This is a genomic window from Aureivirga sp. CE67 (genome assembly GCF_015767245.1).
GTDB lineage: Bacteria > Bacteroidota > Bacteroidia > Flavobacteriales > Flavobacteriaceae > Aureivirga.
The window spans coordinates 1-21,762 of the sequence record NZ_JADOTV010000023.1 but is presented as its reverse complement, the minus strand read 5'-3'; the positions used below and the strand labels follow the sequence as shown (position 1 = coordinate 21,762).

The window sequence follows — 21,762 nt, the reverse complement described above, 5'->3', positions numbered from 1 at the left end:
ATTCATAAATCATTCTATTAATTTCTCAATCTTTCAATAAAATCGAAGAATTAATAGAATATTACAAGGTCTTTTATTTTTAGACAGATTATAAATAGTAGATTTTCAATAAAATAGTTTTATCCCTTAAATAAATATATTTTATAAACCATTAAAAAACAAACACTTACTAATTTAAGAATTTTTTGCGAAAAAATTTGTCAAAACGGTAACAAATACCACAATCGTGATAGAACTTAACGGCATCAGTATGGCAGCTACTACTGGAATTAAATTTCCAGTTAGTGCGAAGTACATTCCAACAAAATTATATAAGAATGAAACGATAAAACTCGCTACAATAATCGACATTGTTTTTTTCGATAATTTAAAAAACTGAGGTAATTTTTGGAATAAAGAAGCATCCAAAATCGCATCACAAGCTGGAGAGAATACATTGATATTTTCAGAAATAGAAATTCCAACATTACTCTGTGCCAAAGCTCCTGCATCATTCAATCCATCACCAATCATCATTACTTTCTTTCCTTCTTTTTGTAAACTCTTGATGTATTCTAATTTATTTTCTGGTTTTTGGTTGAAAATTAATTTTGTGTTTTCTGGTAAAATCGATTTTAAATAATTTTTCTCTCCTTCATTATCTCCAGATAAAATCACTAAATCGTATTCTTTATTTAAAGAGCTAAATACTTTTTCTACATCTTCTCGGTAAGAATTCTTGAAAACAAATTTCCCTTTTACCTTATTATTTATTGAAATATAAATCGAAGTATTAAACGAATTATCTTTTTCGGCATCCACAAAACTTGCCGATCCTATTTTATAAAAATCTCCATCAACTTCTCCTTGAATACCTTTCCCTACTATTTCTTCAAAAGCTACAATAGATTTCTCTGTTGTATTTTCTTCAATAAAATCATATAAAGCTCTACTCAATGGATGGTTTGAAGAACGAACTAATCTTTTGATATTTGACTTTTCATCCGAAGAAAGTTCTGCTCCTTGATATTCCAATTTTGACTCATCATTAGAAGTAATAGTTCCTGTTTTATCAAAAACTAAAGTATCAATTTTCGCAATTTTTTCGATTACTTCTGCATTTTTAAGGTAAAACTTTTTCTTACCAAAAATTCGCAACATATTCCCTAAAGCAAACGGAGCCGAAAGCGCCAAAGCACAAGGACATGCAATAATTAAAATAGAAGTTACTACATTAATAGCTATCATCGGGTCTTTTAAATACCAAAAAACTCCAGCCAAAGTTGAAATAATCAAAATTGCCATCGTAAAATATTTACTGATAGAATCCGTGATATTTTTTATATTTTTTCCTTCGTTTTTATTAAAAACATCATTACTCCAAAGTTGCGTCAAATAGCTTTGAGAAACTGTTTCTAAAACTTCCATTTCTATAGCTCCAGATGTTTGCTTTCCTCCTGCAAATACTTTATCTCCAGAATTTTTACCAACAGGAAGCGATTCTCCAGTAACAAAACTATAATCCAACATTGCTTCTCCATTAATCAAAATTCCATCTACTGGAATTAATTCTTCATTTCGAATCAAAAGTCGATCTCCAATCTGAATATCTTGTACTAAAATATTCTCTTCTTTTTCTTTGTTTAATTTCGTAACCGCAATAGGGAAATAGGATTTATAATCTCTTTCAAACGAAAGGAAAGAATAGGTTTTTTGTTGAAAAAATTTACCTAAAAGTAAAAAGAAAACTAAACCTGTAAGACTATCAAAAAATCCGGTTCCGATATCAAAAACAATTTCTACAGTACTTCTTACAAAAAGTACAAAAACTCCTAATGCAATAGGAATATCGATATTTAAAATCTTATGAGAAAGTCCTTTGTATGCGGAGATAAAATAATCTTTAGCTGAGAAAAACACTACAGGAACGGACATTGTAAACATAATCCAACGGAAAAGAACTTTGTATTTATCTAACCAAAACTCTTCTACTTCAAAATATTCTGGAAACGATAGTAACATCACATTTCCGAAAGCAAAAGCCGCAACAGCAATCTGATAAATTAAAGTTTTATCTACTTTTCGTTTATTATTATCCGCATCTTCTAAACTAATATATGGCTCATAACCTATAGACGTTATTAACTCAACAATTTCTTTTAAAGAAACTTCGACATTTTTAAACGTAATACGAACGGTCTTTTTCGGGAAATTTACAATAGAAGTTTTTACTCCTTCATTTAATTTATTCAGATTTTCTAGAACCCAAATACAAGAACTACAATGAATCACCGGTACATATAAAGTAACCACTGTAGTATCTCCGTCATCAAATTCTACAAGCTTTGAAATAATCTCTGGTTCTTCTAGATAATTATACTTCCCTTTGATTTCTGTAGGAATTGTTCCTGGAGCAGATTCTAAATCGTAATAACAATTTAGGTTGTTAATATTTAAAATTTCATATACAGTTTTACACCCATTACAACAGAATTTTTTCTCGTCGAATGGTATTATTTCCGTAGTAAATTCAATACCACAGTGATAACAATTCCCCTTACTCATAATTTATTCACTTAATTCATGACAAATTTCCTGTAATATTTCTATCTAAAATATGATATTTATCATTATAATTAGTAATTTTGCAATATGAAATATATCTTTTAAATACCCCCAAAAGAAATGAGTGAATGCGAATTATGTGTAATCAAATCTAAGAATGCACTTAAAACTTTAACACCGGATCAATTAAAACAGTTTTCTAATCAAAAAACTTCTATTAAATTAAAAAAGGGTGAAAATTTAATGAAGGAAGGAAACTCGGTTAATGGGTTATACTGTGTTAAAGATGGAAAATGCAAAATGACAAAATTAAACTCTAATGGTAAAGATCAGATTATCAAATATACCAAAGGAGGAGATATTTTGGGACATCGATCACTTTTAAGTGAAGAACCTGCAGGCTTAACTATTACTGCTTTAGAAGATTTACGTGCTTGTTTTATACCAAAAGAAGAAATTCTTAATACTATTAGAGATAATAACAATTTCTCCTTACACTTGATGAAAAACATTTCTCATCAGTTAAACGAAGCAAATGGTTCTATTGCGGAAATGGCCCAAAAACCTGTTAAAGAAAGACTAGCTATTACTTTATTACGTTTGGAAGAAATATTTGGAGTAGATAAAGAGGGATATATTGATGTTCTTCTGACGAGAGAGGAAATAGCAAATACTATTGGAACAGCAACTGAGTCGGCAATCAGACTTATTTCAAACTTCAAGAAAGATAATCTTATCGAACTGAAAGGTAAATACATTAGAATTATTGCCAAAAATAAATTAAGAAATATTTCTGAAGGATTTTAAAATCCAGTTATCAGACGCATTCTAAAATAAAAAAGCTACATTTTTAAATTAAAATGTAGCTTTTTTATCTTTTTAATCATTGTATTTCGGATGCACCATCCATTTTGGGTCATACGTAAAACTGATAGAAATCCAGAGTTTTTCTTCAAAATCCTCAAGAGAATCTTGAATTTCATCACGAATAAGATCATAATCTTTATGTCTTATTTTCTTAGTGTCTTCATTTATCAAAACATGAATTTCTACAAAACAAACTCTTCCTGATTTTGCGATATAACTTGTAAATTTTTCAAATTCGTATTTCTCAACAATTCCTTTCATTCGACTTTTCACCACTTTATCCATTTTTGCAGGAGCGATGTAAAAAATTTCTTTCAAAGAAGTCACAATTATTTTTAAAGGAGTCCAAACCAAAACAGTAGAAAGTACTGTAACAATCACTGGATCTACATAAGGAATAATCACCTCTCCCTTTGTACCCTTAACCATCAAAGCAACCATAAATCCAATAAATATTGCAATTGTAAGAAGTGTAGCAATCAACCATTCTTTGGTTTCAACTTTTATAATTTCTGATTTTAAAATTTTACTTTCTCTTTTTACATAAAAATACATTCCAAGCGAAGCTATAGAAGTAATAATTGTATAATAAATCGCCACATCGATATTTATAATATTTCCACCATCTAAAATACTTTTGATTCCGTTTGTAAAAGCATAAATACAGATTATAAGCATCATAAAACCATTAGTTGCATTTACTACTGGCTCAAAATGCGAAAATCCGTATTGGTATTTATTATTTCCTCTTTTAGCTAAAAGTTTCGTTACATAAAGTGAAAGCCCTGTCATCACAGCTGTTAAAAAAGAAAAGAAACTATCAAAGACAATAGATTCCGAATTGACGTATACTCCATAAGTAATTCCAAAAATAGCAATGATGAATATTGCGACTAATGAAACTTTTAATACCTTTTGTTCTCTTTTAATATTCATTTTTATTCAAAAATCAGATTTAAAGAATTATTTCTAACCAAAACAATATGGTACTTTTAAATTTACAACATTTTACACGGAAAGAAAATAATTCTATTTTTAAAGCTTGATTTTTAACAAAATAGAAAGAAAAACTTCGATTTAAACTTAAAAAAAACAGCTATTTAACGCAGCTAAAAAAAACATCTTACAGCTTTAAAATAACATTAGATGTATTCTTAAAATATTGCATAAAATAAATTTATAGTAACAATTAAATAAAGTCATTTAATTAAAAAAAACTAATTTTTTTTAATATAGAAAAATTGTATTTTTGAGCATCAAAACAGAATACGTGAAAAGAGTTAAGATAATAGAATGTCCGAGAGATGCCATGCAAGGGATAAAACCTTTCATTCCTACAGAAGCAAAAGCACAATACATAAATGCATTATTGAAAGTTGGATTTGACACTATAGATTTTGGGAGCTTTGTTTCTCCAAAAGCAATTCCACAAATGAAAGATACTGCAGAAGTCTTATCCAAATTAGATTTATCTGAAACAGAAAGTAAATTATTAGCAATTGTTGCAAATACTCGTGGAGCACAAGATGCTTCTCAGTTTGAAGAAATTGATTATTTAGGTTACCCTTTTTCAATTTCAGAAAATTTCCAGATGCGAAATACACACAAAACAATCGAGCAATCTATCGAAGTTTTGGATGAAATTTTAAATATTTCTGTAAAATCTAATAAAGAAGTTGTTGCTTACCTTTCTATGGGATTCGGAAATCCTTACGGAGATCCATGGAATGTGGAAATTGTAGGAAACTGGACGGAAAGATTGGCTAAAATGGGAGTAAAAATCCTTTCTCTTTCAGATACTGTTGGAAGTTCTACTCCAGATATTATCACTTATTTATTTTCGAATTTAATTAAAGAGTATCCAGAAATTGAATTTGGAGCTCATTTGCATACTACACAAGCTGCTTGGTTTGAAAAAGTAGATGCTGCATATAAAGCTGGTTGTTTACGATTTGATGGAGCAATCAAAGGTTATGGAGGATGTCCGATGGCGAAAGATGAACTAACTGGTAATATGCCAACTGAAAAAATGGTTTCATATTTTAACCAACAAAAAGCGGATACAAATTTAAAAGCTATGAGCTTTGAGAGTGCTTATAACGAGGCTCTTAAAATATTTCTATAACTAAAAAAACTTTATTAATGAAAAAATTACTTTACAAAGCATTCATCCTTGCAGCAGGATTAACAACTATGGTTTCTTGTTCTGATGATGATGAAAATGATGTAACTTCAAACCAATCATTCTTTCCATCTTCTGATAATTCAAATTATTGGAAATACAATTCTGTAATGGAAGATGTAGAACCTTCTACAGATTCACTTTATATCGCATCAGTAAATAATAATTACTATGATTTTGAAGTGAAAGATGTTTCTACAAATCTTTTCATGGGAATGCTTACACAAAATGATGTGAAAGTAGAAAATGGAAATTATTATTTAAAAGGAAATGTAAATGCTGGAGATGTTATTGGAAACATTCTTGATTTAGAAATTTCTTTAGACGATGCAAGATTTTTAAGTGAGACTGCTTCTGTAGAAGAAACTCTTTATGAGCAATCAGGACAAACAGAGCAAGAATTCTCTGGAATGACTCTTAAATCAGATTACGGAATTAAGTTTAAAAACGAAGAATTCCTTTCTTCTAAAAATATTAATGGAGTTACTTATAACAACATTATTAGAGTTAAAATGACTTTGAATTTAAAAATCTCTACACAATTATTAATTGAAATTGATCTTTTACCAGAACAAGATGTAATTACAGTAGATGCATATTATGCTGAGGGAATCGGACTTGTTGAATCTCAAACTACATTAAAATATGAGCTTGCAGATTTATCAGCTTTAGGTCTTAATTTAGATTTCCCAACTTCAATGGAACAATCTCAAAGCGAGACAATCATTGAATATCAAGTTTCGAACTAATCCAAATTAATATAACCATTAATTTAAAGCTATTTCTTTGATTAGAAATAGCTTTTTTGTTTTATATTTTTTCTACAATCTGATCTGCAATTGCTAAACATGAAGTTGCTGCAGGAGATGGTGCATTTAGTACATGAACATGATTCTTTTTAGTTTCTATTAAAAAATCATCTACCAATCCTCCCTCAGAATCTAAAGCTTGCGCTCTTACTCCTGCTCTACAATATCGAACATCATCCATGGTAAGTGTTGGCATCATTTTTTGCAATTCTTTCACGAAAAGTTTTTTAGAAAAAGCTCGTTTATATTCATCCAATCCTTTCCTCCAATGTGTTAAGAATATTTTCCAAGTTCCTTTATAAGTCAAAGCTTGCCAAGAATCTTTTAAATTAAAACTAGTCCTTTTATAACCTTCTCTCTTAAAAGTAAAAACAGCATTTGGTCCACATTCGATTGCTCCAGTTGTCATTTTTGTAAAATGCACTCCTAAAAAAGGAAACTGCGGATCAGGAACTGGATATACTAAACCTTTAATTTTATATCGAGCTTCAGGAACTAATTCGTAATAATCTCCTCTAAAACCAACAATTTGCATATTGATTTTCAAATCATCTTTTACAGCATTTCTATCTGAAAATAAGCCCGTACAAAAAATAACTTTGGAGGCTTCAAAATCTCCATTTGATGTTTGAATTAAAGAAGTATTTTCTTTTTCTAAAACGTTTTCAACTTTTGTTTCTAGATAAATTTTACTTTTTGATTGCATATTTTGAAGAAGAGCAACCATTTTTTCACACATTCCTACATAATCCACAATTCCAGCAGTTGGTACCCAAATTCCCTTGATAGCATCAATTAAAGGTTCTTTTTCTTTAATTTCTTCATTATTTACAAAACGAATTCCTGGTGTTCCATTTTCAACTCCTCTCTTGTAAATATTATCTAAAATTGGAATTTCTGATTCTTTTGTAGCAACAATAACTTTTCCACATATTTCATGTTTCACATTATATTTTTCTACAAAATCAACTAACTGATCTCTCCCATTTTTACAATTTAAAGCTTTATAGGAACCTGGTTTATAATAAATCCCTGAATGAATTACTCCTGAATTTCGACCTGTCTGATGCGCTCCAATTGTTTTTTCTTTTTCAAAAATAACAATGGATTTATTTGGGTATTTTTGTTGAAGTTTATACGCAGTTGCGACACCAACAATTCCTCCACCAATTATTGCAAAATCGTATGTATGATTACTCATATTCTAAATATTTGAGCAAACTTAATCAATTTTAAACAAAATAATATTCGCTTAATAATCAAAAATCATCCCTTCTTTATTCAACTCATATTGATACTTTTGAGCTCCACCAAAATCTTCAAAATATTTTTGTTGCTCCTTTTCAATTTCTAAAAAAGCTTGATACATCTGACTTGCAGCAATATCTTTATCCATTCTTCCAGTTCCTGTACAAAAACTTGTCATCGATATCTTATTTATTTTCGGATGTTTTTTTGCAGCAATCAAAGTTGCTTTCATCGCTAAATAAGCATTTACAGATGTTGCAATATTAAAACTCATCGGAACTCTCATAGAAGGCGCAGAAATCACATAAGGAATTTTTTCAAAATCTGTTTCAATAATCATTGTTTGACCAATTAATAATTCTCCTAAATCAGATTCTTTAATTCTTTTTCGCAATCTTTCTTCAACATGCCATCCAATATATTTTGAAATAGCCAAATCGACTCCTCCATCCATAAAACCAAAAGAATTTGCCGGGCTAACAATGGCATCTACGTCATATTTTGTAATGTCATCTTCAATAATTTGAACATTTGCTTCCTCAGAAAAATACCTTTTCCAAGCCTCTACCATTTCGGTATCGATACTTATTAATAAATATTCCATAAAATTTTTATTTAAAAAAAATCTCAAAGAAATACGATGACTTCTTTGAGATTTATAAAGATTAATTTTGTTTATATCTTAACTTCCAGATCCTCCACCATCAGATCCTCCAGAAGAACCTCCGTCACCGCTTCCACTTCCATCGCTTCCACTTCCGCTATCACTTCCTCCGTCTGTTGGTTGATCAGCTGGTTCAGAACTAGTACTTCCTTCTTCTGTTTGTTGCTCTGTTTGTCCTTCTCTTTCTTGTTTACTCTTCTCGCTTTCTCTGTCTTTTTCTGGCTTACCATACTTTCCTTTTTCATCTTTTCCATTGGAAACTTTATTCCAAATTTTAATTTTATCATCTGGAGTTAAACCTGAAAGAATTTCTACATTAATACCATCAGAAAGACCAAGTTTCACATCTTTTCTAGTAAATTCTTGATTTCCTGTTTCAACTTCTACATATGGTTGATCAGTTTTATTATCAAAAAGTAAGACAGCTTCTTTTATAGCCAATACACTATCTCTTTTTGCAAGAATAATATCTGCATTTGCACTATATCCTGCACGAATAAAGTTTTTATTATCCAAAGTCATGTTTGCTTTGATAATAAACTGTACTGCTCCACCTTCTTTACTTCCTTGTGGCGCGATAAAGTTTAGCTCAGCAGGAAACTTTTTGTTTGGAATTGCTCCAATAGAAACTTCTAATTTCGTTCCGTCTTTTAAAGCTCCAACTTCAGATTCATCTACTTTCCCTTCGAAAATCATTTTGTTCAAATCAGCAATGGTTGCAATCGTAGTACCTGCATTAAATGAGTTACTCTCAATTACCTGATTCCCTACTTTTACCGGAATTGTAAGAATTGTTCCTGAAATTTGCGCTGTAATATTCGTATTTGCCAAACGTTTTAAATCATTAGAATAACCTCTTTTGATTACTTCCAAATTAGATTCAGCATTTACTAAAGCTTGCTTAGCTGTATTATAAGATAACTCAGCACTTTCAAAATCTTGTTTAGAAATCACTCCTTTTTCATAAAGGTTTTTGTTTCTGTTATAAAGAATTTGTTGGTTTTGGAATTCAATTCTTGCATTTTTCACACTTCCATTTGCACTGTTCAAATTGGAAATATTTGGCACCACTCGAACAGTTGCAATCAAGTCTCCTCGTTTTACAATTTGTCCTTCTTCCGCATGAATTTTTTCAATAATTCCTGGAATTTGTGGTTTAATTTCAATTTTTTCTAAAGGAATAATACTACCTGTAGCCACTGTTTTCTTTACAATGTTTGTATAAAATGGCTTTTCCGTACTATATACTGTAGGCGATTTACTATTATTTCTTGCGAACATTACAAGCACTGCAATAAAAGCAATTAAAATAATACCTATAATTATTTTTCTCCTCATTTATAAATTATTTTTCAATCTTAAAAACTATTCTTCTCTTAATGCGTCAATTGGTTTAATAATAATTGCACGATGTGCAGGAATCAATCCGATTAAAGATCCCATTAAAATTAAAGTACCTAAAGCTGCTAAAACTATTGGAATACTCACTGAAGCATTTACCAATATTGGTTCTGGCGAATTTTCTGAAAAAGCATTTATTAAATATAAAATAAACCCTCCGAAAATAATCCCTAAAACACCGGCGAACAATGTCAAGGTGACGGATTCTAGAATTATCTGCATTTTAATTTCTAGAGGTTTCGCACCCAATGCTCTTCGAACTCCAATTTCTTTCGTTCTTTCTTTTACTGTAATTAATAATATATTTCCAATTGCAAAAACTCCTGCTATTAAAGTAGAAATTCCTACAAATATTGTCAAAAACTGCATCCCAGATAAAAAACCTGTCAACTTCTTGAATAACTCTCCAAAGTTAAAACTCCCTAGAGCTCTTGTATCTTCTGGATTAATATTATGAGCTATTTTTAATAAAGTTTTCGCCTGATTTTCAACATCATTAATATTGTAGCCGGAATTAGCTGTAATCATCATCCAACTAATATCTTCTCCTTTATTATAAATTTCTTGAAATGTAGTAAATGGAATATTAATATCATCTGAAGGTCCATTTCTTCCATTTTTATTTAAACCTACAATCTTAAAATTAATATCATTTATACTTATATATCTTCCGATCACATATTCTCCTTCATTAAAAAGTTGGCGATATACATCTACAGAAATCACACACACTTTTCTTTTTTCTTCAACATCCAAATGATCTATAAATCTACCAAAAACTAAATTTTGCTTCTGTACTTCAGCTAAGAAAGGATAATCTCCACTGATACCAAAACTTACTTTTCTAGTTTTGTACTTCACTGTACTTGTTGTTTGGTTTCTTGGAACTACATATTCAACTCCTTCTACTCCATTTCTTATAATTTCTACATCTTTTAAATTCAATGTAATTGGTCTTCCTTTTTGAAAACCTTTAAATGGTTTACTAGTTGTTTGCGCCCAAATAAAAACACTATTTGTTGCGAAATCTCCAAGCTCTTGATCAAACTTATTTTTAAGACCACGAGCAGCTCCAAGTAGTGAAACTAATAAGAAAACTCCCCAAAAAACTCCAAGCATCGTCACAGCTGTACGAAATTTATTTTTTCGTAAAACCTCTGAAATTTCTTGCCAAGTATCTTTATCAAATATATTTTTTAACATAATTAATCGTGTCTTAATGCTACAATAGGTTTAATCTTCGCTGCTTTTCTTGCTGGTAAATATCCTGCAAAAACTCCTGCTATCACTAAAACAATCGTTGCAGCAAAAATGGTTGTATTATCTACACTTGGATTTTTAATAAAATATTCCTCTAATGGTTTTCGCATCCATCGGACGATAAACATTCCTAAAACCAAACCTATATATCCAGAAATTGCGGTAATAAAAAATGCTTCAAAAAGTACCATTCCGATAATTGATCTCGGTGTAGCTCCTAATGCTTTTCTAATACCAAATTCTTTTGTTCTTTCTTTTACAATATAAACCATGATATTACTAATACCAACAATACCAGCAATCAAAGTACCTGATCCGATAAAAATAACTACAAAAACAAGTGTTCCATAAACTTGATTACTCGCCTTTGCATCTTCCGCAAAATTTTGAACAAAAATCGCAGACTGATCATTTGGTGCTGCTTTTAATCTTTCTCTTAACTTATTTCCTAATTCTGTCCCGAAGTCAATTGCTTCGTTATACGTCATATTTAAATTATAAGTCAAGTTAATTCTATCAATATCTTGATTATTTCCATAAAGCTTTTGTGCTGTAGTAATTGGCATATAAATGATTCGCTTGTCACGATCTCCACCATCACTATCATAAACACCAACTACCTTATACATGATATTGTCTAAATTAAGATATTTTCCAACCGGATTTACACCTTTAGGAAACAAATCATCACGAACTAAATTACCTATTACAATAGATTTTGTATTGTTTTCAATATCTAATTCGTTGATATATCTTCCATTAATAATATGTACAATTTCAATAAATTGTTCTTGAGGATGCACTGCTCTTAAGCTATACGAGCTTGTTTCACGTTCATAAGTAGCTTGTACATTTTTGTTTACAACTGCAGTTGCATATTGAATTTGATTCTTATAAGATTTTGTAATAAAATTAAAATCTTTAGTTTCCATCTGAACTTCACGTCCAATTGGTAAACCTTTATAAGATCTAGAAGTAGAACCTGGAAAAATATAGATCGCATTTTCTGCATTATCTCTAAAAGCAGAAGAAAAACTGTTTTTCAGACCATTACCCATTGCAAGTAAAATAGTAAATAACAGTATGGCAAATGTAATGGTAAAACCAGACAAAAATGTTCTAAGTTTATTTTTCCTAATGGTTTGAAAAATTTCGTTCCAACGATCTATATCAAACATCTTAATTTACTTTTTGGTTTGTTTTTTCATCACTTGTAATTATTCCATCTTTCAATCGAACAATTCTATGTGTCATTTCTGCAATATCTTCCTCGTGTGTAATTACGACAATCGTCATTCCTTCCTTATTAATATCTCCAAGAATTTCCATTACCGTATCTGATGTAGCAGAATCTAAGGCTCCTGTTGGCTCATCTGCCAAAATCACTTTTGGTTCTGTCACCAGAGCTCTTGCAATTGCCACACGTTGTTTTTGCCCTCCAGACAACTCATTTGGTAAGTGGTTTGCCCATTCTTTTAATCCAACTTTCTCTAAATATTCCAAAGCTTTTTCGTGTCTTTCTTTTCTACCTAATCCTTTATAATAAAGTGGTAGAGCAACATTTTCGACTGCTGTTTTATAAGATATTAAGTTAAAGGATTGAAAAACAAATCCCAAAAATTTATTACGTAAAATTGCAGCTTTTCTTTCATCTAAATCATGAATCAACTGTCCGTTTAAATAATATTCTCCTTCATCATGAACATCTAACAAACCTAAAATATTAAGTAAAGTTGATTTTCCGGAACCTGAAGACCCCATGATTGAAACAAATTCTCCTTCCTTGACTTCTAAGTCAATCCCTTTTAAAACATGTAAAAAATCTTTCCCTATAGGATAAGATTTATGCAATTTTTTTATTGTAATCATATATTCTGTATTTTTGCATAAAAATATTAAACAATAGTAATTTGTAATTCAATCACGCCATAAGACGCACGAATTACAATTTTGTAACAGTAAATATGAAAAAAATTGACGATAAATCTGTGATTTTTTTTGATGGGGTCTGCAATCTTTGCAATAACTCTGTTATTTTCATAATCAAACGTGATCCTAAAAATCACTTTTTATTCGCTCCTTTGCAATCCGAAGAGAGCAAAAAACTGTTACAACAACATAAATATACGGTTTCTGAACTAAACACGATTCTTTTATTGGAAAAAAACAAGGTTTATACAAAATCTTCCGCAGCTCTTAGAATTGCTAAAAAACTGAAAGGTTTATGGTTTCTGATGGCTATTTTTCTGATTATTCCAAAACCAATTCGTGATATTGTTTATGATTTTATCGCAAAAAATAGATATAAATGGTTCGGAAAAAAAGAAAGTTGTATGATTCCAACTCCTGAAACAAAGGCGAAATTTTTGTTTTAATTAATCTTTTATTTTAAGTAGTTTCATTTTCTGATATTTGAGCACCGGTTCCATACAATACAAGACCTAGTTGAACCTTGATTTTTTCGCAAAAAATTTTTCCTCTAATAATTGCAGTACTTCTTAAATCTAAAACACCTTTTTTCATTTTAATATTTCCTTCTATTTTTCCAAAAATAATTGGTACAGAATCATTTTCTGCAATCAATTCACCTTTTAATTCTCCTCTATGAACAAAATAACAATTTGGTTTAACTGTAATAGTTCCTTTATGAATTCCTGTAAAAACAACATTTTCACTGATTACAACATTCTTCGTAGGAAATATTTTTATTTCTTTAAAATTCAAAGACTTTTTATTCCACTTAAATTTCACTTTTTCAAAAAAGTTAAAACCTTCTAAATCCATATCAATTCTTTTTATATTTTTCAAAATAATGTATTTTCGAGCAAAAATTAAGAACTCGTTTAAACTTTTTTGCCAAAACTAGGAGTTTCATCTGATGTTTATTGATGGTGAAGAGAAAAATTTTCAGCATAGCCTTAGCTATGGTTAAAGTTTTTCACAAGTCAACAATGAACATGCTTGAAACGAATTTTGAGTCAAAAAGTTTAAACGAGTTCTAAAATAAAAAACTATGAAAAAATTTACAAAAGCAATCTTTATTTCACTTCTAATCATACCTCTAACAGTTATAACACAAATTGGAGGAATCCTTTTTCTTATTTCTCTACTTGTTTCAAAAATGATTAAAAAGAATTTTAGGTTTAAGAAAAGTATTGTTTTTGTTGCTCTTTATTTAATTTTCACCTTTTTTATTATTCCATTTGTTGCGCCAATTTTTGGTAGAGAAAAGATAATTTCTAATAAAAAAATTGCTCCAACGAATTATATGACAATTCTTTTAAATCGAAATTATGTAAGACCAGAATTGAATAAAGTTTTAGAAAAAACTGCAAAATGTATTCAAAAAGAACCTTTTAAAATAAATTATTTGGATGCTAATTTTCCTTTCTTAAAAGGATTCCCACTTCTTCCCCATTTGAGTCATAATGATGGAAAAAAAATCGATATTAGTTTTGTTTATGAAAGTAAGGATGGAAAAATCACCAATCAGCAGAAATCAATCAGCGGATATGGAGATTTTGAAAACCCAAAAAAACATGAATTTGACCAAACGAATTATTGTAAATCAAAAGGGTTTTATCAATATGATTTCACAAAATATGCAACTTTTGGAAAAATTAATTCTGATTTAAAATTTTCAGAAAAAGGCACTAAAAAACTAATTCAATGTTTTCTAAAAAATAAAAATGTTGGAAAAATATTCTTAGAACCACATCTAAAAAATCGACTTAAACTTTCAAGTTCTAGAATTCGATTTCATGGTTGTAGAACAGTGAGGCATGATGATCATATTCATGTACAACTAAAATAATTTAAATTTTCACCTGAAAAATTACTGTTTTATTTCCACCAGTATTTGAGTCAATTACATTCAAAATAATCTCATTATTATTGTTACAAGAAATAAAACCAGAATCGTTGAAAATAAAATTATTTTCGGTTAAAAAATCTAAAATTCCCTCAGAAATATCTTTGTTTTGAAACCATACAATTGGTGTTTCTTTGTGTTCATAGTTTTTCCAATAACCAACAATCAAATCGTTATTGTTTATTTTTCTTGGATAAAAGAAATCCGTCGTACCAACATATTTTTCAATTGGTAATAAAATTAAATTTCCATTGGAATAAACCCAAGGCGAACGAATTCCATTTGGCAAGGTTACATTTCCGATAATTTCACCCAAATCATTAAAACGTGTCGGAATATAATTTGCAGGAATTTCATCCACTTTTTCATACATATCTCGATTCCAAATATAAATTCCCAGATTTGTTTCTACCAAAACATCTCCACTTTGATTGATGTCATGCGCAATTCTGTAAGTTGTATTCGGAATTTCAATTTTTTCATACTCTAAACCGTTCCAAACATAAGAATTTGGAGAATCTCCAGGATCATTTGTTGTTATCGGGATTTTATTTTGATTATTAATTCCATTTGGACTAAACAGATTAAAATTTACTTCTTCTGGAATATTTGGCAGCTCAATTCGGTCTCCATTTGACTCATATTCATACAAACCAACACCATTTCCATTGAAACCTGCACTTAAATCATTTTCATTCAAAGAAACTACATATTCCCACTCCGATTTTATATAATAATCACCTGAGTTTTTATAAATAATTCCATTCGGATTTCCTCCTCCTCCAGTCAATCCTACAGAAGTTTTATTATTATTTAAATCAAAAGGAAAGAAAAACACATCCAAAACTTCCATATTTTGCATTGAAACTGTATTTTCAACTTCCAATTCTTCTTCCTGAATATTTGTTGTATTTACATCATCATCTTTCGCACAAGTGATAAAAAACAAACTCAACATCGAAACCAAAAAAACTCTCATAACCAACTACTTAAAGTTTTATTTATATCAAATATTATACAAATTAAAGTTCTATTTTTAGTATTTAAAGCTAATTATCAACTAATTAACAAGAATTTATCAATATGGATACGAATGAATTATTTCTGTATGTTGAAAAATTTAAACAAAAAACCTTTACCAAAAAAGATTGGACACATGAAGCGCATTTGGTAATTGGTGTTTGGTATTGTTTTCATTTGCCAAAAGAAAAAGTTTTTCCTTTTCTTAAAGAAAATATTTCAGCTTTAAATGAGAAAATAGGTGTTGAAAACTCAGATTCTAGCGGATATCATGAAACGATTACTTTGTTCTGGATTTGGGTAATTCAAGAATTTATTAAACAAAATCCAAAACAGAATATTCTAAATATTTTAACGATTTTTCTGAAAAGTAATTATTCAAAACAAGGTTTTATACTCGAATTTTACAGTAAAGAATTATTAAAAGCAACTACTGCAAGAAAACACTTTATTAAACCAGATTTAAAACCAATAAAAAAACTTTAATTTTTTTGATTTTTTGTCACAAGTCTGTTTTTGAAATGTCTTTTGGTTGTAAATATTTGTAAGATAATTTTAAGATTTCTAAAATGATTTTTAACAATACTTTTAGAAAGCATTAATATTTTCTTAAATAAATTCGCCTTTGAAACCATACCACTAAAATACAGAACTAACTAAGATGACGAAAAAGAAAATTTCTTTCGTTTTTTTGTTTTTCCTTACTTTTTTAACATTTGGACAAACAAAACAACTTTTTACAAAAAAAGTAGACGAAGCCCCTAAAATTGACGGTTATATTGACGATCCTGTTTGGAGCGAAGTTGGTGCCGCAACAGATTTCGTAATGTTGAGGCCAACAAATGGAGCCAAAGAACCTGAAGATTTTAAAACCATTGTAAAAGTTGTTTATGATGATGAAGGAATTTACTTTGCTGCGGAAATGTTTGACCCAGAACCAGAGAAAATTCCGATGGAATTTACCACCAGAGATCGTTTTGGACAATCCGATTTTATAGGGATTGTGATCAATCCAATTAATGATAAACAAAACGATACACAGTTTTATATAATGAGTACTGGAACACAAGCGGATGCAAAAGCAACTGTTTCAAATGGAGAAGATTATTCTTGGAATGCTGTATGGACAAGTAAAGTTCGTATGACAGATACAGGATGGGTCTGCGAGGTTAAAATTCCTTATGATGCTCTTCGTTTTAAAAATGAAAAAGAACAAATTTGGGGAATTAATTTTCATAGAAGAATTCAAAGAAAAAAACATCAATATTCTTGGAATTTCATCGATTTATCGATTGGAAACATCCAACAATATGCTGGAGAGTTAAGAGGAATTCATGATATCAAACCTCCTACTCGATTAAGCTTATTCCCTTATGCTTCGGGAGTAATTCAGACAGAAGATAAAGAAACTACAAAAGATTTGAATATTGGAATGGATATCAAATATGGAGTTACGGAAAATTTCACTATTGACGCTACTTTGATTCCAGATTTTAGTCAAACTGCTTTTGATAATATTGTTTTAAACCTTGGTCCTTTTGAGCAAAGATTTGCAGAAAGACGTCAGTTTTTTATCGAAGGAATTGAGCTTTTTACGAAAGGTGGATTATTTTATTCTAGAAGAATTGGAGGAACACCAATTTATAAATATGATGTAAACATCAATGATGAAGTTGATGAAGAAATTACAGAAAACCCTGATAAAGCAAATTTAATCAATGCTGTAAAATTCTCAGGAAGAACTAAAAAAGGATTAGGAATTGGTGTTTTAAATGCTTTAACAAAAAGAACTTACGCCAAAGTTCACAATCCAAATACTGGGACTTCAAGAGAAGAATTAACTTCTCCATTGACAAATTATAGCATGATTGTTTTAGATCAACAATACGGAAATAATTCTTCAATAACTTTTGTAAACTCAAATACTTTAAGAGAAAACGGACACAGAAAAGCAAATGTTTCTGCATTACTTTGGGATCTTGCAAACAAGAAAAATACGTTTAAAGTTGATGGAAATTTAAAAACTAGTTTGATTTTTGAAAATGATGAAACAAAACAAGGAATTTCTTCAAACTTAGGAATTCGTAAAACTAGCGGACATTATAGATATGGAGCTTTTGTAAATTATATTGATGAAAAATTTGATAATAATGATTTAGGATTCCAAAGAATCAATAACTATATCGAATATGGATTTAATGCTTCTTATAGAATTTTTAAACCTACAAAAACTTTCAATTCTTTCTACACTGGATTTTGGGGAGGTTTTGAATATCTAAAAAAACCATACACATATACAGGAAACTATTTAGGTTGGAACTTTAATGCTTCTACTAAAAAAGAACATGCTTTTGGAGGGAATATTAATGCTAATATTGGAAAACAAAAAGATTATTATGAACCAAGAAAAGATGGAAGATATTTCTTAAGAAATCCTAGAGTAAACGGAAACATCTGGATCTCTTCTGATTATAGAAGAAGACTTGCTTTGGACTTAAATGCATTTTATGGAGGAAGAATTAATTTTGGAAACCTTCATTGGTACGGATATCGTTTAGGACCAAGATTTCGTGTAAATAATAAGATGACTCTTGTTTATAGTTTCAATTATGAAAGAGAATTTAACGATAAAGGTTGGGTAGACTCACAAGATGATGCGATTATTTTTGGAAACAGAGATAGAAAACAAATCGTGAATTCACTTTCGACAAATTATAATTTCAACACGAAATCTGCTGTTTCAATTTCATTCCGTCATTATTGGTCTCAAGTTGGATATGATTCTTTCTTTGATTTACAAAACGATGGAACTTTAGAACCAACAGATTATGATATTACAGATAATAATCCGGATGTAAATTTCAATTCATGGAACTTAGAATTAAGCTATAAATGGGAATTTGCTCCTGGAAGTTTAATCACTGCTTTTTATCGTAATACGATTAATAACAGTGATGATATGTCGAAATTAAGTTTCTCGAAAAATATTGACAACTTATTTGATAACCCATTAAACCAAACATTCTCGCTTAGAGTTGTACACTTTATTGATTATAGCACAATCAAGAGAATTATCTAAAACGAAATATTATAAAACAACAAAGCCTCCTAAAAAGGAGGCTTTTCTATTTAAAGGTTAAACCATATTTTAATTTGTAACTCTTATCATACAAGCAGATAATTCTGGCTTGTTGGATGTATATTCTTGTAACCATATTTTAAGCTCATTTACTTCATATGGTAACAATCTTATCATAGCTTTTTCTAATTCTTTGCAAAAGAGTTCCGAACTAAAACTCACTTTCTTTAGTACCGTCTTAGTATATTCAAACATTGCTCTTGCCATTTGGTATCTTTATTTAAAGGTTATTCAATTTTTACAACGCTGAAATTAACAAAATATTGTTAACTATGCAAAAATTATGTTATTATTTTTTTCTTATTTAAATAATATAAAGTTAAAAAACATTTATATCAATTTATATTCATTACAAATAACATATTTTTAACATGTTTTAGCAAATCTTTAACCTTTTCGTATTCAAAAATTAGTTATTAAAATTAACAAAATTCCATCTATTTAGATTCAATATTTTTAATCAAATAATTTCCAAAATATTAAGCTCACTTCATCTTGAGACATAATTTCTGCTTTTCGCTTTTTTCTAATTTTTATTAAAAATAACCTTTAGTTAAAATTCAAAAAAGAACTTTTCGAAAGTAAAAATAAGTTAAATCAAGATTTTTTTGAAACTAAAAATAAAAGGAATTAACAATTCTACAAGAATTCTAAATATCGATTTTTAGTAATTTAAAAGATATGAAAATCGACAAATCAATATATCCGTATATTTTAAAAGAAATTGTATGGCCAAGAAGAAGTTTAGTTTTTTTTGGAATGCTATTGATTATTATCGGAAAATTAGCTGCACTTGTAACGCCTTGGGCAAGTAAACGATTATTAGATGATGTTTTTCCTGAAAAAAATCAACATTTATTGACCGAATTAATCATTTATGTAATCATTGCTGTTTTGATTCAATCTATTACTTCATTTCTTCTAACAAGATTATTAAGCGTCGAAGCACAATGCATGATTACCAATATGCGAATTAAAGTGCAAAAACGAGTTTTATCTCAACCTTCCAAATTCTTTGATAAGCACTCTTCTGGAGAATTGGTTTCAAGAATTATGACCGATGTTGCAGGAATCAAAAATATTGTAGGAACTGGCTTGGTTCAGCTTGCTGGAGGATTTGTAACTGCAATTTTTTCTATTGCTATTTTACTGACCATAAGTGTAAAATTGACTTTATACTCTCTGATTCCTTTGGTTCTGTTTGTTTATTTGACTCTAAAAGGTTATAAAATCATTCATCCTTTCTATATTGATAAAAGTAAAATTTTGGCTAGTATTTCTTCTCGTTTGGTAGAATCTATCAATGGAATTCGTGTGATTAAAAGTTATAATACTGAAGAACATGAATTAAAAGTTTTTGAAAAGGGTGCAATGCGACTTTTTGAAAATATTAAAAAAACTTTGACAGCATCAGCTCTTGTAACAAGTTCTGGAAGTTTGTTAATGGGAATTGCAACTGTTTTCATTTTTGGTGTTGGAGGAAGTATGGTAATCAAAGGCGGAATCACGCTAGGAGATTTCGTTTCTTTTTCGCTTTATCTAAGTTTTATGATTTCTCCGATTATTCAAATGAGTACGATTGGAACTAAAATGACAGAAGCACTTGCTGGACTTATCAGAACGAGAGAATTTTTACAAAAAAAATCTGAGCAAGAAGATGAAGAAAGAACAATGAATCTTCCTGAAATTCAAGGAAATTTTGAGATTAAGAATATTAATTTTTCTTATATCAAAAACATCCCAATTCTGAAAAATATCAATTTTTCTGTTCCTCAAGGAAGCGTTACAGCTTTTGTGGGTCCTTCGGGTTCTGGAAAATCTACTTTGGTAAATTTAATTGCTACTTTCAACAAAATTCAGACTGGAGACATTATTCTAGATCATAAATATCATTTGAACAAAATTCATTTAAATAATTATCGAAAAAACCTTGGAGTGGTACTTCAAGATGATTTTTTATTCGATGGAACTATTTCAGAAAACATTCTTTATTCTAAACCAGAAGCTTCCTTTTTAGAACTTCAAAATGCTGTAAAAAGTGCTTTTGTAGACGAATTTACAGATCGTTTTAAATATGGATTGGATACTGTAATTGGACAAAATGGAATGAAATTATCGGGAGGTCAGAAACAACGAATTTCTATCGCAAGAGCTATTTTAAAAAATCCGAAAATTCTAATTCTAGACGAAGCTACTTCTAATTTAGATGTGAAAAGTGAAAATTTTATCAAGAAAAGTCTTGAAAACTTAATGAAAAATAAAACAACTTTTATCATTGCTCACCGTCTTACTACTATTGAAAAAGCAGATCAGATTTTGTTTATCGAGGATGGAGAAATTAAAGAAAGAGGTACACACGAAGAATTAATTGCTAAAAAAGGAAAGTATTATCAGATGTATAATTTTCAGAGTCGAATGTAAAATATTTATTTTAAAAAGAATTGTATTATATTCCATTTCTTAAATATCTATTTCTCTTAAATGAAAAATATAATTAAAAAATACATTGCTCACTATAATTCAGAAAACTATAATTCTGAAATTCTAAATTCTTATAATCAATATATCATTAAAACTTGTAATACTGAAGATATTTATCCAATTTTAGATTTATTTAAAAAAGAAAATAACCATTACACGGCTTTTTCATAAAAAAAGAGTGATTCCAAAAAAATGATATTTTTGTTTCGCCAAAAATCAAAATACATCATGAAATCACTCAAAAAAACGAAATTAAAAGATACTATGAAGAATTGC

At 29.3% G+C, this 21,762-nt stretch carries 20 protein-coding genes; 9 read left to right on the top strand and 11 right to left on the bottom strand.

What is annotated here, in order from left to right:
* Positions 1–174: 174 nt before the first annotated feature.
* Positions 175–2,544, bottom strand: a complete 2,370-nt coding sequence (locus tag I0K12_RS18825) for a heavy metal translocating P-type ATPase (RefSeq protein ID WP_196889697.1) — start codon at positions 2,542–2,544, stop codon at positions 175–177.
* 120 nt (positions 2,545–2,664) lie between these two features.
* Between I0K12_RS18825 and I0K12_RS18820 the strand changes: the two genes are divergently transcribed.
* Positions 2,665–3,351, top strand: coding sequence for a Crp/Fnr family transcriptional regulator (locus I0K12_RS18820; protein ID WP_196889696.1), 687 nt, complete (start codon positions 2,665–2,667; stop codon positions 3,349–3,351).
* A 72-nt stretch (positions 3,352–3,423) separates the two neighbouring features.
* On the opposite strand, the gene I0K12_RS18815 is transcribed toward I0K12_RS18820, so the two are convergent.
* Positions 3,424–4,347: a cation diffusion facilitator family transporter gene (locus tag I0K12_RS18815; protein WP_196889695.1), complete on the bottom strand. Its 924-nt coding sequence runs from the start codon at positions 4,345–4,347 to the stop codon at positions 3,424–3,426.
* Between the two features lie 334 nt (positions 4,348–4,681).
* Between I0K12_RS18815 and I0K12_RS18810 the strand changes: the two genes are divergently transcribed.
* Both I0K12_RS18810 and I0K12_RS18805 read left to right on the top strand, forming a co-directional pair.
* Positions 4,682–5,536 carry a hydroxymethylglutaryl-CoA lyase gene (locus I0K12_RS18810; protein WP_317194450.1) on the top strand — a complete coding sequence of 285 codons (855 nt, stop codon included), beginning with the start codon at positions 4,682–4,684 and terminating at the stop codon, positions 5,534–5,536.
* Positions 5,537–5,553: 17 nt separating this feature from the next.
* On the top strand, positions 5,554–6,342 hold the full coding sequence (locus I0K12_RS18805) for a hypothetical protein (RefSeq protein ID WP_196889694.1): 789 nt from the start codon (positions 5,554–5,556) through the stop codon (positions 6,340–6,342).
* Positions 6,343–6,403: 61 nt separating this feature from the next.
* On the opposite strand, the gene lhgO is transcribed toward I0K12_RS18805, so the two are convergent.
* The 6 genes from lhgO to I0K12_RS18775 all read right to left on the bottom strand — a co-directional run bounded on the left by lhgO (position 6,404) and on the right by I0K12_RS18775 (position 12,844).
* The gene (gene lhgO / locus I0K12_RS18800) at positions 6,404–7,603 is read right to left on the bottom strand and encodes an L-2-hydroxyglutarate oxidase (protein WP_196889693.1); all 1,200 of its coding nucleotides are present in this window, start codon (positions 7,601–7,603) and stop codon (positions 6,404–6,406) included.
* Between the two features lie 51 nt (positions 7,604–7,654).
* A complete protein-coding gene (locus I0K12_RS18795) occupies positions 7,655–8,254 on the bottom strand; it encodes a macro domain-containing protein (RefSeq protein ID WP_196889692.1) in 600 nt (199 codons plus the stop codon).
* 78 nt (positions 8,255–8,332) lie between these two features.
* Positions 8,333–9,652, bottom strand: coding sequence for an efflux RND transporter periplasmic adaptor subunit (locus tag I0K12_RS18790; protein ID WP_196889691.1), 1,320 nt, complete (start codon positions 9,650–9,652; stop codon positions 8,333–8,335).
* A 27-nt stretch (positions 9,653–9,679) separates the two neighbouring features.
* Entirely contained in the window at positions 9,680–10,918 is a 1,239-nt protein-coding gene (locus tag I0K12_RS18785) for an ABC transporter permease (protein WP_196889690.1), read from the bottom strand.
* Between the two features lie 2 nt (positions 10,919–10,920).
* On the bottom strand, positions 10,921–12,153 hold the full coding sequence (locus I0K12_RS18780) for an ABC transporter permease (protein WP_196889689.1): 1,233 nt from the start codon (positions 12,151–12,153) through the stop codon (positions 10,921–10,923).
* Position 12,154: 1 nt separating this feature from the next.
* On the bottom strand, positions 12,155–12,844 hold the full coding sequence (locus I0K12_RS18775; RefSeq protein WP_196889688.1) for an ABC transporter ATP-binding protein: 690 nt from the start codon (positions 12,842–12,844) through the stop codon (positions 12,155–12,157).
* A gap of 95 nt (positions 12,845–12,939) precedes the next feature.
* Here I0K12_RS18775 and I0K12_RS18770 point away from each other — a divergent pair, with 95 nt between their 5' ends.
* Positions 12,940–13,350 carry a thiol-disulfide oxidoreductase DCC family protein gene (locus tag I0K12_RS18770; RefSeq protein ID WP_196889687.1) on the top strand — a complete coding sequence of 137 codons (411 nt, stop codon included), beginning with the start codon at positions 12,940–12,942 and terminating at the stop codon, positions 13,348–13,350.
* A gap of 13 nt (positions 13,351–13,363) precedes the next feature.
* Here I0K12_RS18770 and I0K12_RS18765 read toward each other — a convergent pair whose 3' ends face one another.
* The gene (locus I0K12_RS18765) at positions 13,364–13,783 is read right to left on the bottom strand and encodes a polymer-forming cytoskeletal protein (protein WP_196889686.1); all 420 of its coding nucleotides are present in this window, start codon (positions 13,781–13,783) and stop codon (positions 13,364–13,366) included.
* A gap of 205 nt (positions 13,784–13,988) precedes the next feature.
* Here I0K12_RS18765 and I0K12_RS18760 point away from each other — a divergent pair, with 205 nt between their 5' ends.
* Positions 13,989–14,789 carry a hypothetical protein gene (locus tag I0K12_RS18760; RefSeq protein WP_196889685.1) on the top strand — a complete coding sequence of 267 codons (801 nt, stop codon included), beginning with the start codon at positions 13,989–13,991 and terminating at the stop codon, positions 14,787–14,789.
* Position 14,790: 1 nt separating this feature from the next.
* On the opposite strand, the gene I0K12_RS18755 is transcribed toward I0K12_RS18760, so the two are convergent.
* Positions 14,791–15,825, bottom strand: coding sequence for a hypothetical protein (locus tag I0K12_RS18755; protein ID WP_196889684.1), 1,035 nt, complete (start codon positions 15,823–15,825; stop codon positions 14,791–14,793).
* 104 nt (positions 15,826–15,929) lie between these two features.
* Here I0K12_RS18755 and I0K12_RS18750 point away from each other — a divergent pair, with 104 nt between their 5' ends.
* Both I0K12_RS18750 and I0K12_RS18745 read left to right on the top strand, forming a co-directional pair.
* Entirely contained in the window at positions 15,930–16,352 is a 423-nt protein-coding gene (locus I0K12_RS18750; RefSeq protein ID WP_196889683.1) for a hypothetical protein, read from the top strand.
* 175 nt (positions 16,353–16,527) lie between these two features.
* On the top strand, positions 16,528–18,945 hold the full coding sequence (locus tag I0K12_RS18745; protein WP_196889682.1) for a DUF5916 domain-containing protein: 2,418 nt from the start codon (positions 16,528–16,530) through the stop codon (positions 18,943–18,945).
* A gap of 69 nt (positions 18,946–19,014) precedes the next feature.
* Here the strand turns inward: I0K12_RS18745 and I0K12_RS22035 are convergent, their stop codons facing one another.
* Entirely contained in the window at positions 19,015–19,212 is a 198-nt protein-coding gene (locus tag I0K12_RS22035) for a hypothetical protein (protein WP_231372804.1), read from the bottom strand.
* A gap of 474 nt (positions 19,213–19,686) precedes the next feature.
* On the opposite strand from I0K12_RS22035, the gene I0K12_RS18740 reads away from it, so the two are divergent.
* Complete coding sequence (locus I0K12_RS18740) at positions 19,687–21,426, top strand: ABC transporter ATP-binding protein (protein ID WP_196889681.1); 1,740 nt, start codon at positions 19,687–19,689, stop codon at positions 21,424–21,426.
* A 60-nt stretch (positions 21,427–21,486) separates the two neighbouring features.
* Complete coding sequence (locus I0K12_RS18735; RefSeq protein ID WP_196889680.1) at positions 21,487–21,657, top strand: hypothetical protein; 171 nt, start codon at positions 21,487–21,489, stop codon at positions 21,655–21,657.
* The last annotated feature ends 105 nt before the right edge of the window (positions 21,658–21,762 follow it).

What these genes read in the sequence shown, in the direction of transcription:
- I0K12_RS18825 (WP_196889697.1), bottom strand. Translation starts at nt 2,544, where the DNA reads ATGAGTAAGGGGAATTGTTATCACTGTGGTATTGAATTTACTACGGAA.
- I0K12_RS18820 (WP_196889696.1), top strand. Translation starts at nt 2,665, where the DNA reads ATGAGTGAATGCGAATTATGTGTAATCAAATCTAAGAATGCACTTAAA.
- I0K12_RS18815 (WP_196889695.1), bottom strand. Translation starts at nt 4,347, where the DNA reads ATGAATATTAAAAGAGAACAAAAGGTATTAAAAGTTTCATTAGTCGCA.
- I0K12_RS18805 (WP_196889694.1), top strand. Translation starts at nt 5,554, where the DNA reads ATGAAAAAATTACTTTACAAAGCATTCATCCTTGCAGCAGGATTAACA.
- lhgO (WP_196889693.1), bottom strand. Translation starts at nt 7,603, where the DNA reads ATGAGTAATCATACATACGATTTTGCAATAATTGGTGGAGGAATTGTT.
- I0K12_RS18795 (WP_196889692.1), bottom strand. Translation starts at nt 8,254, where the DNA reads ATGGAATATTTATTAATAAGTATCGATACCGAAATGGTAGAGGCTTGG.
- I0K12_RS18790 (WP_196889691.1), bottom strand. Translation starts at nt 9,652, where the DNA reads ATGAGGAGAAAAATAATTATAGGTATTATTTTAATTGCTTTTATTGCA.
- I0K12_RS18785 (WP_196889690.1), bottom strand. Translation starts at nt 10,918, where the DNA reads ATGTTAAAAAATATATTTGATAAAGATACTTGGCAAGAAATTTCAGAG.
- I0K12_RS18780 (WP_196889689.1), bottom strand. Translation starts at nt 12,153, where the DNA reads ATGTTTGATATAGATCGTTGGAACGAAATTTTTCAAACCATTAGGAAA.
- I0K12_RS18775 (WP_196889688.1), bottom strand. Translation starts at nt 12,844, where the DNA reads ATGATTACAATAAAAAAATTGCATAAATCTTATCCTATAGGGAAAGAT.
- I0K12_RS18770 (WP_196889687.1), top strand. Translation starts at nt 12,940, where the DNA reads ATGAAAAAAATTGACGATAAATCTGTGATTTTTTTTGATGGGGTCTGC.
- I0K12_RS18760 (WP_196889685.1), top strand. Translation starts at nt 13,989, where the DNA reads ATGAAAAAATTTACAAAAGCAATCTTTATTTCACTTCTAATCATACCT.
- I0K12_RS18755 (WP_196889684.1), bottom strand. Translation starts at nt 15,825, where the DNA reads ATGAGAGTTTTTTTGGTTTCGATGTTGAGTTTGTTTTTTATCACTTGT.
- I0K12_RS18750 (WP_196889683.1), top strand. Translation starts at nt 15,930, where the DNA reads ATGGATACGAATGAATTATTTCTGTATGTTGAAAAATTTAAACAAAAA.
- I0K12_RS18745 (WP_196889682.1), top strand. Translation starts at nt 16,528, where the DNA reads ATGACGAAAAAGAAAATTTCTTTCGTTTTTTTGTTTTTCCTTACTTTT.
- I0K12_RS22035 (WP_231372804.1), bottom strand. Translation starts at nt 19,212, where the DNA reads ATGGCAAGAGCAATGTTTGAATATACTAAGACGGTACTAAAGAAAGTG.
- I0K12_RS18740 (WP_196889681.1), top strand. Translation starts at nt 19,687, where the DNA reads ATGAAAATCGACAAATCAATATATCCGTATATTTTAAAAGAAATTGTA.
- I0K12_RS18735 (WP_196889680.1), top strand. Translation starts at nt 21,487, where the DNA reads ATGAAAAATATAATTAAAAAATACATTGCTCACTATAATTCAGAAAAC.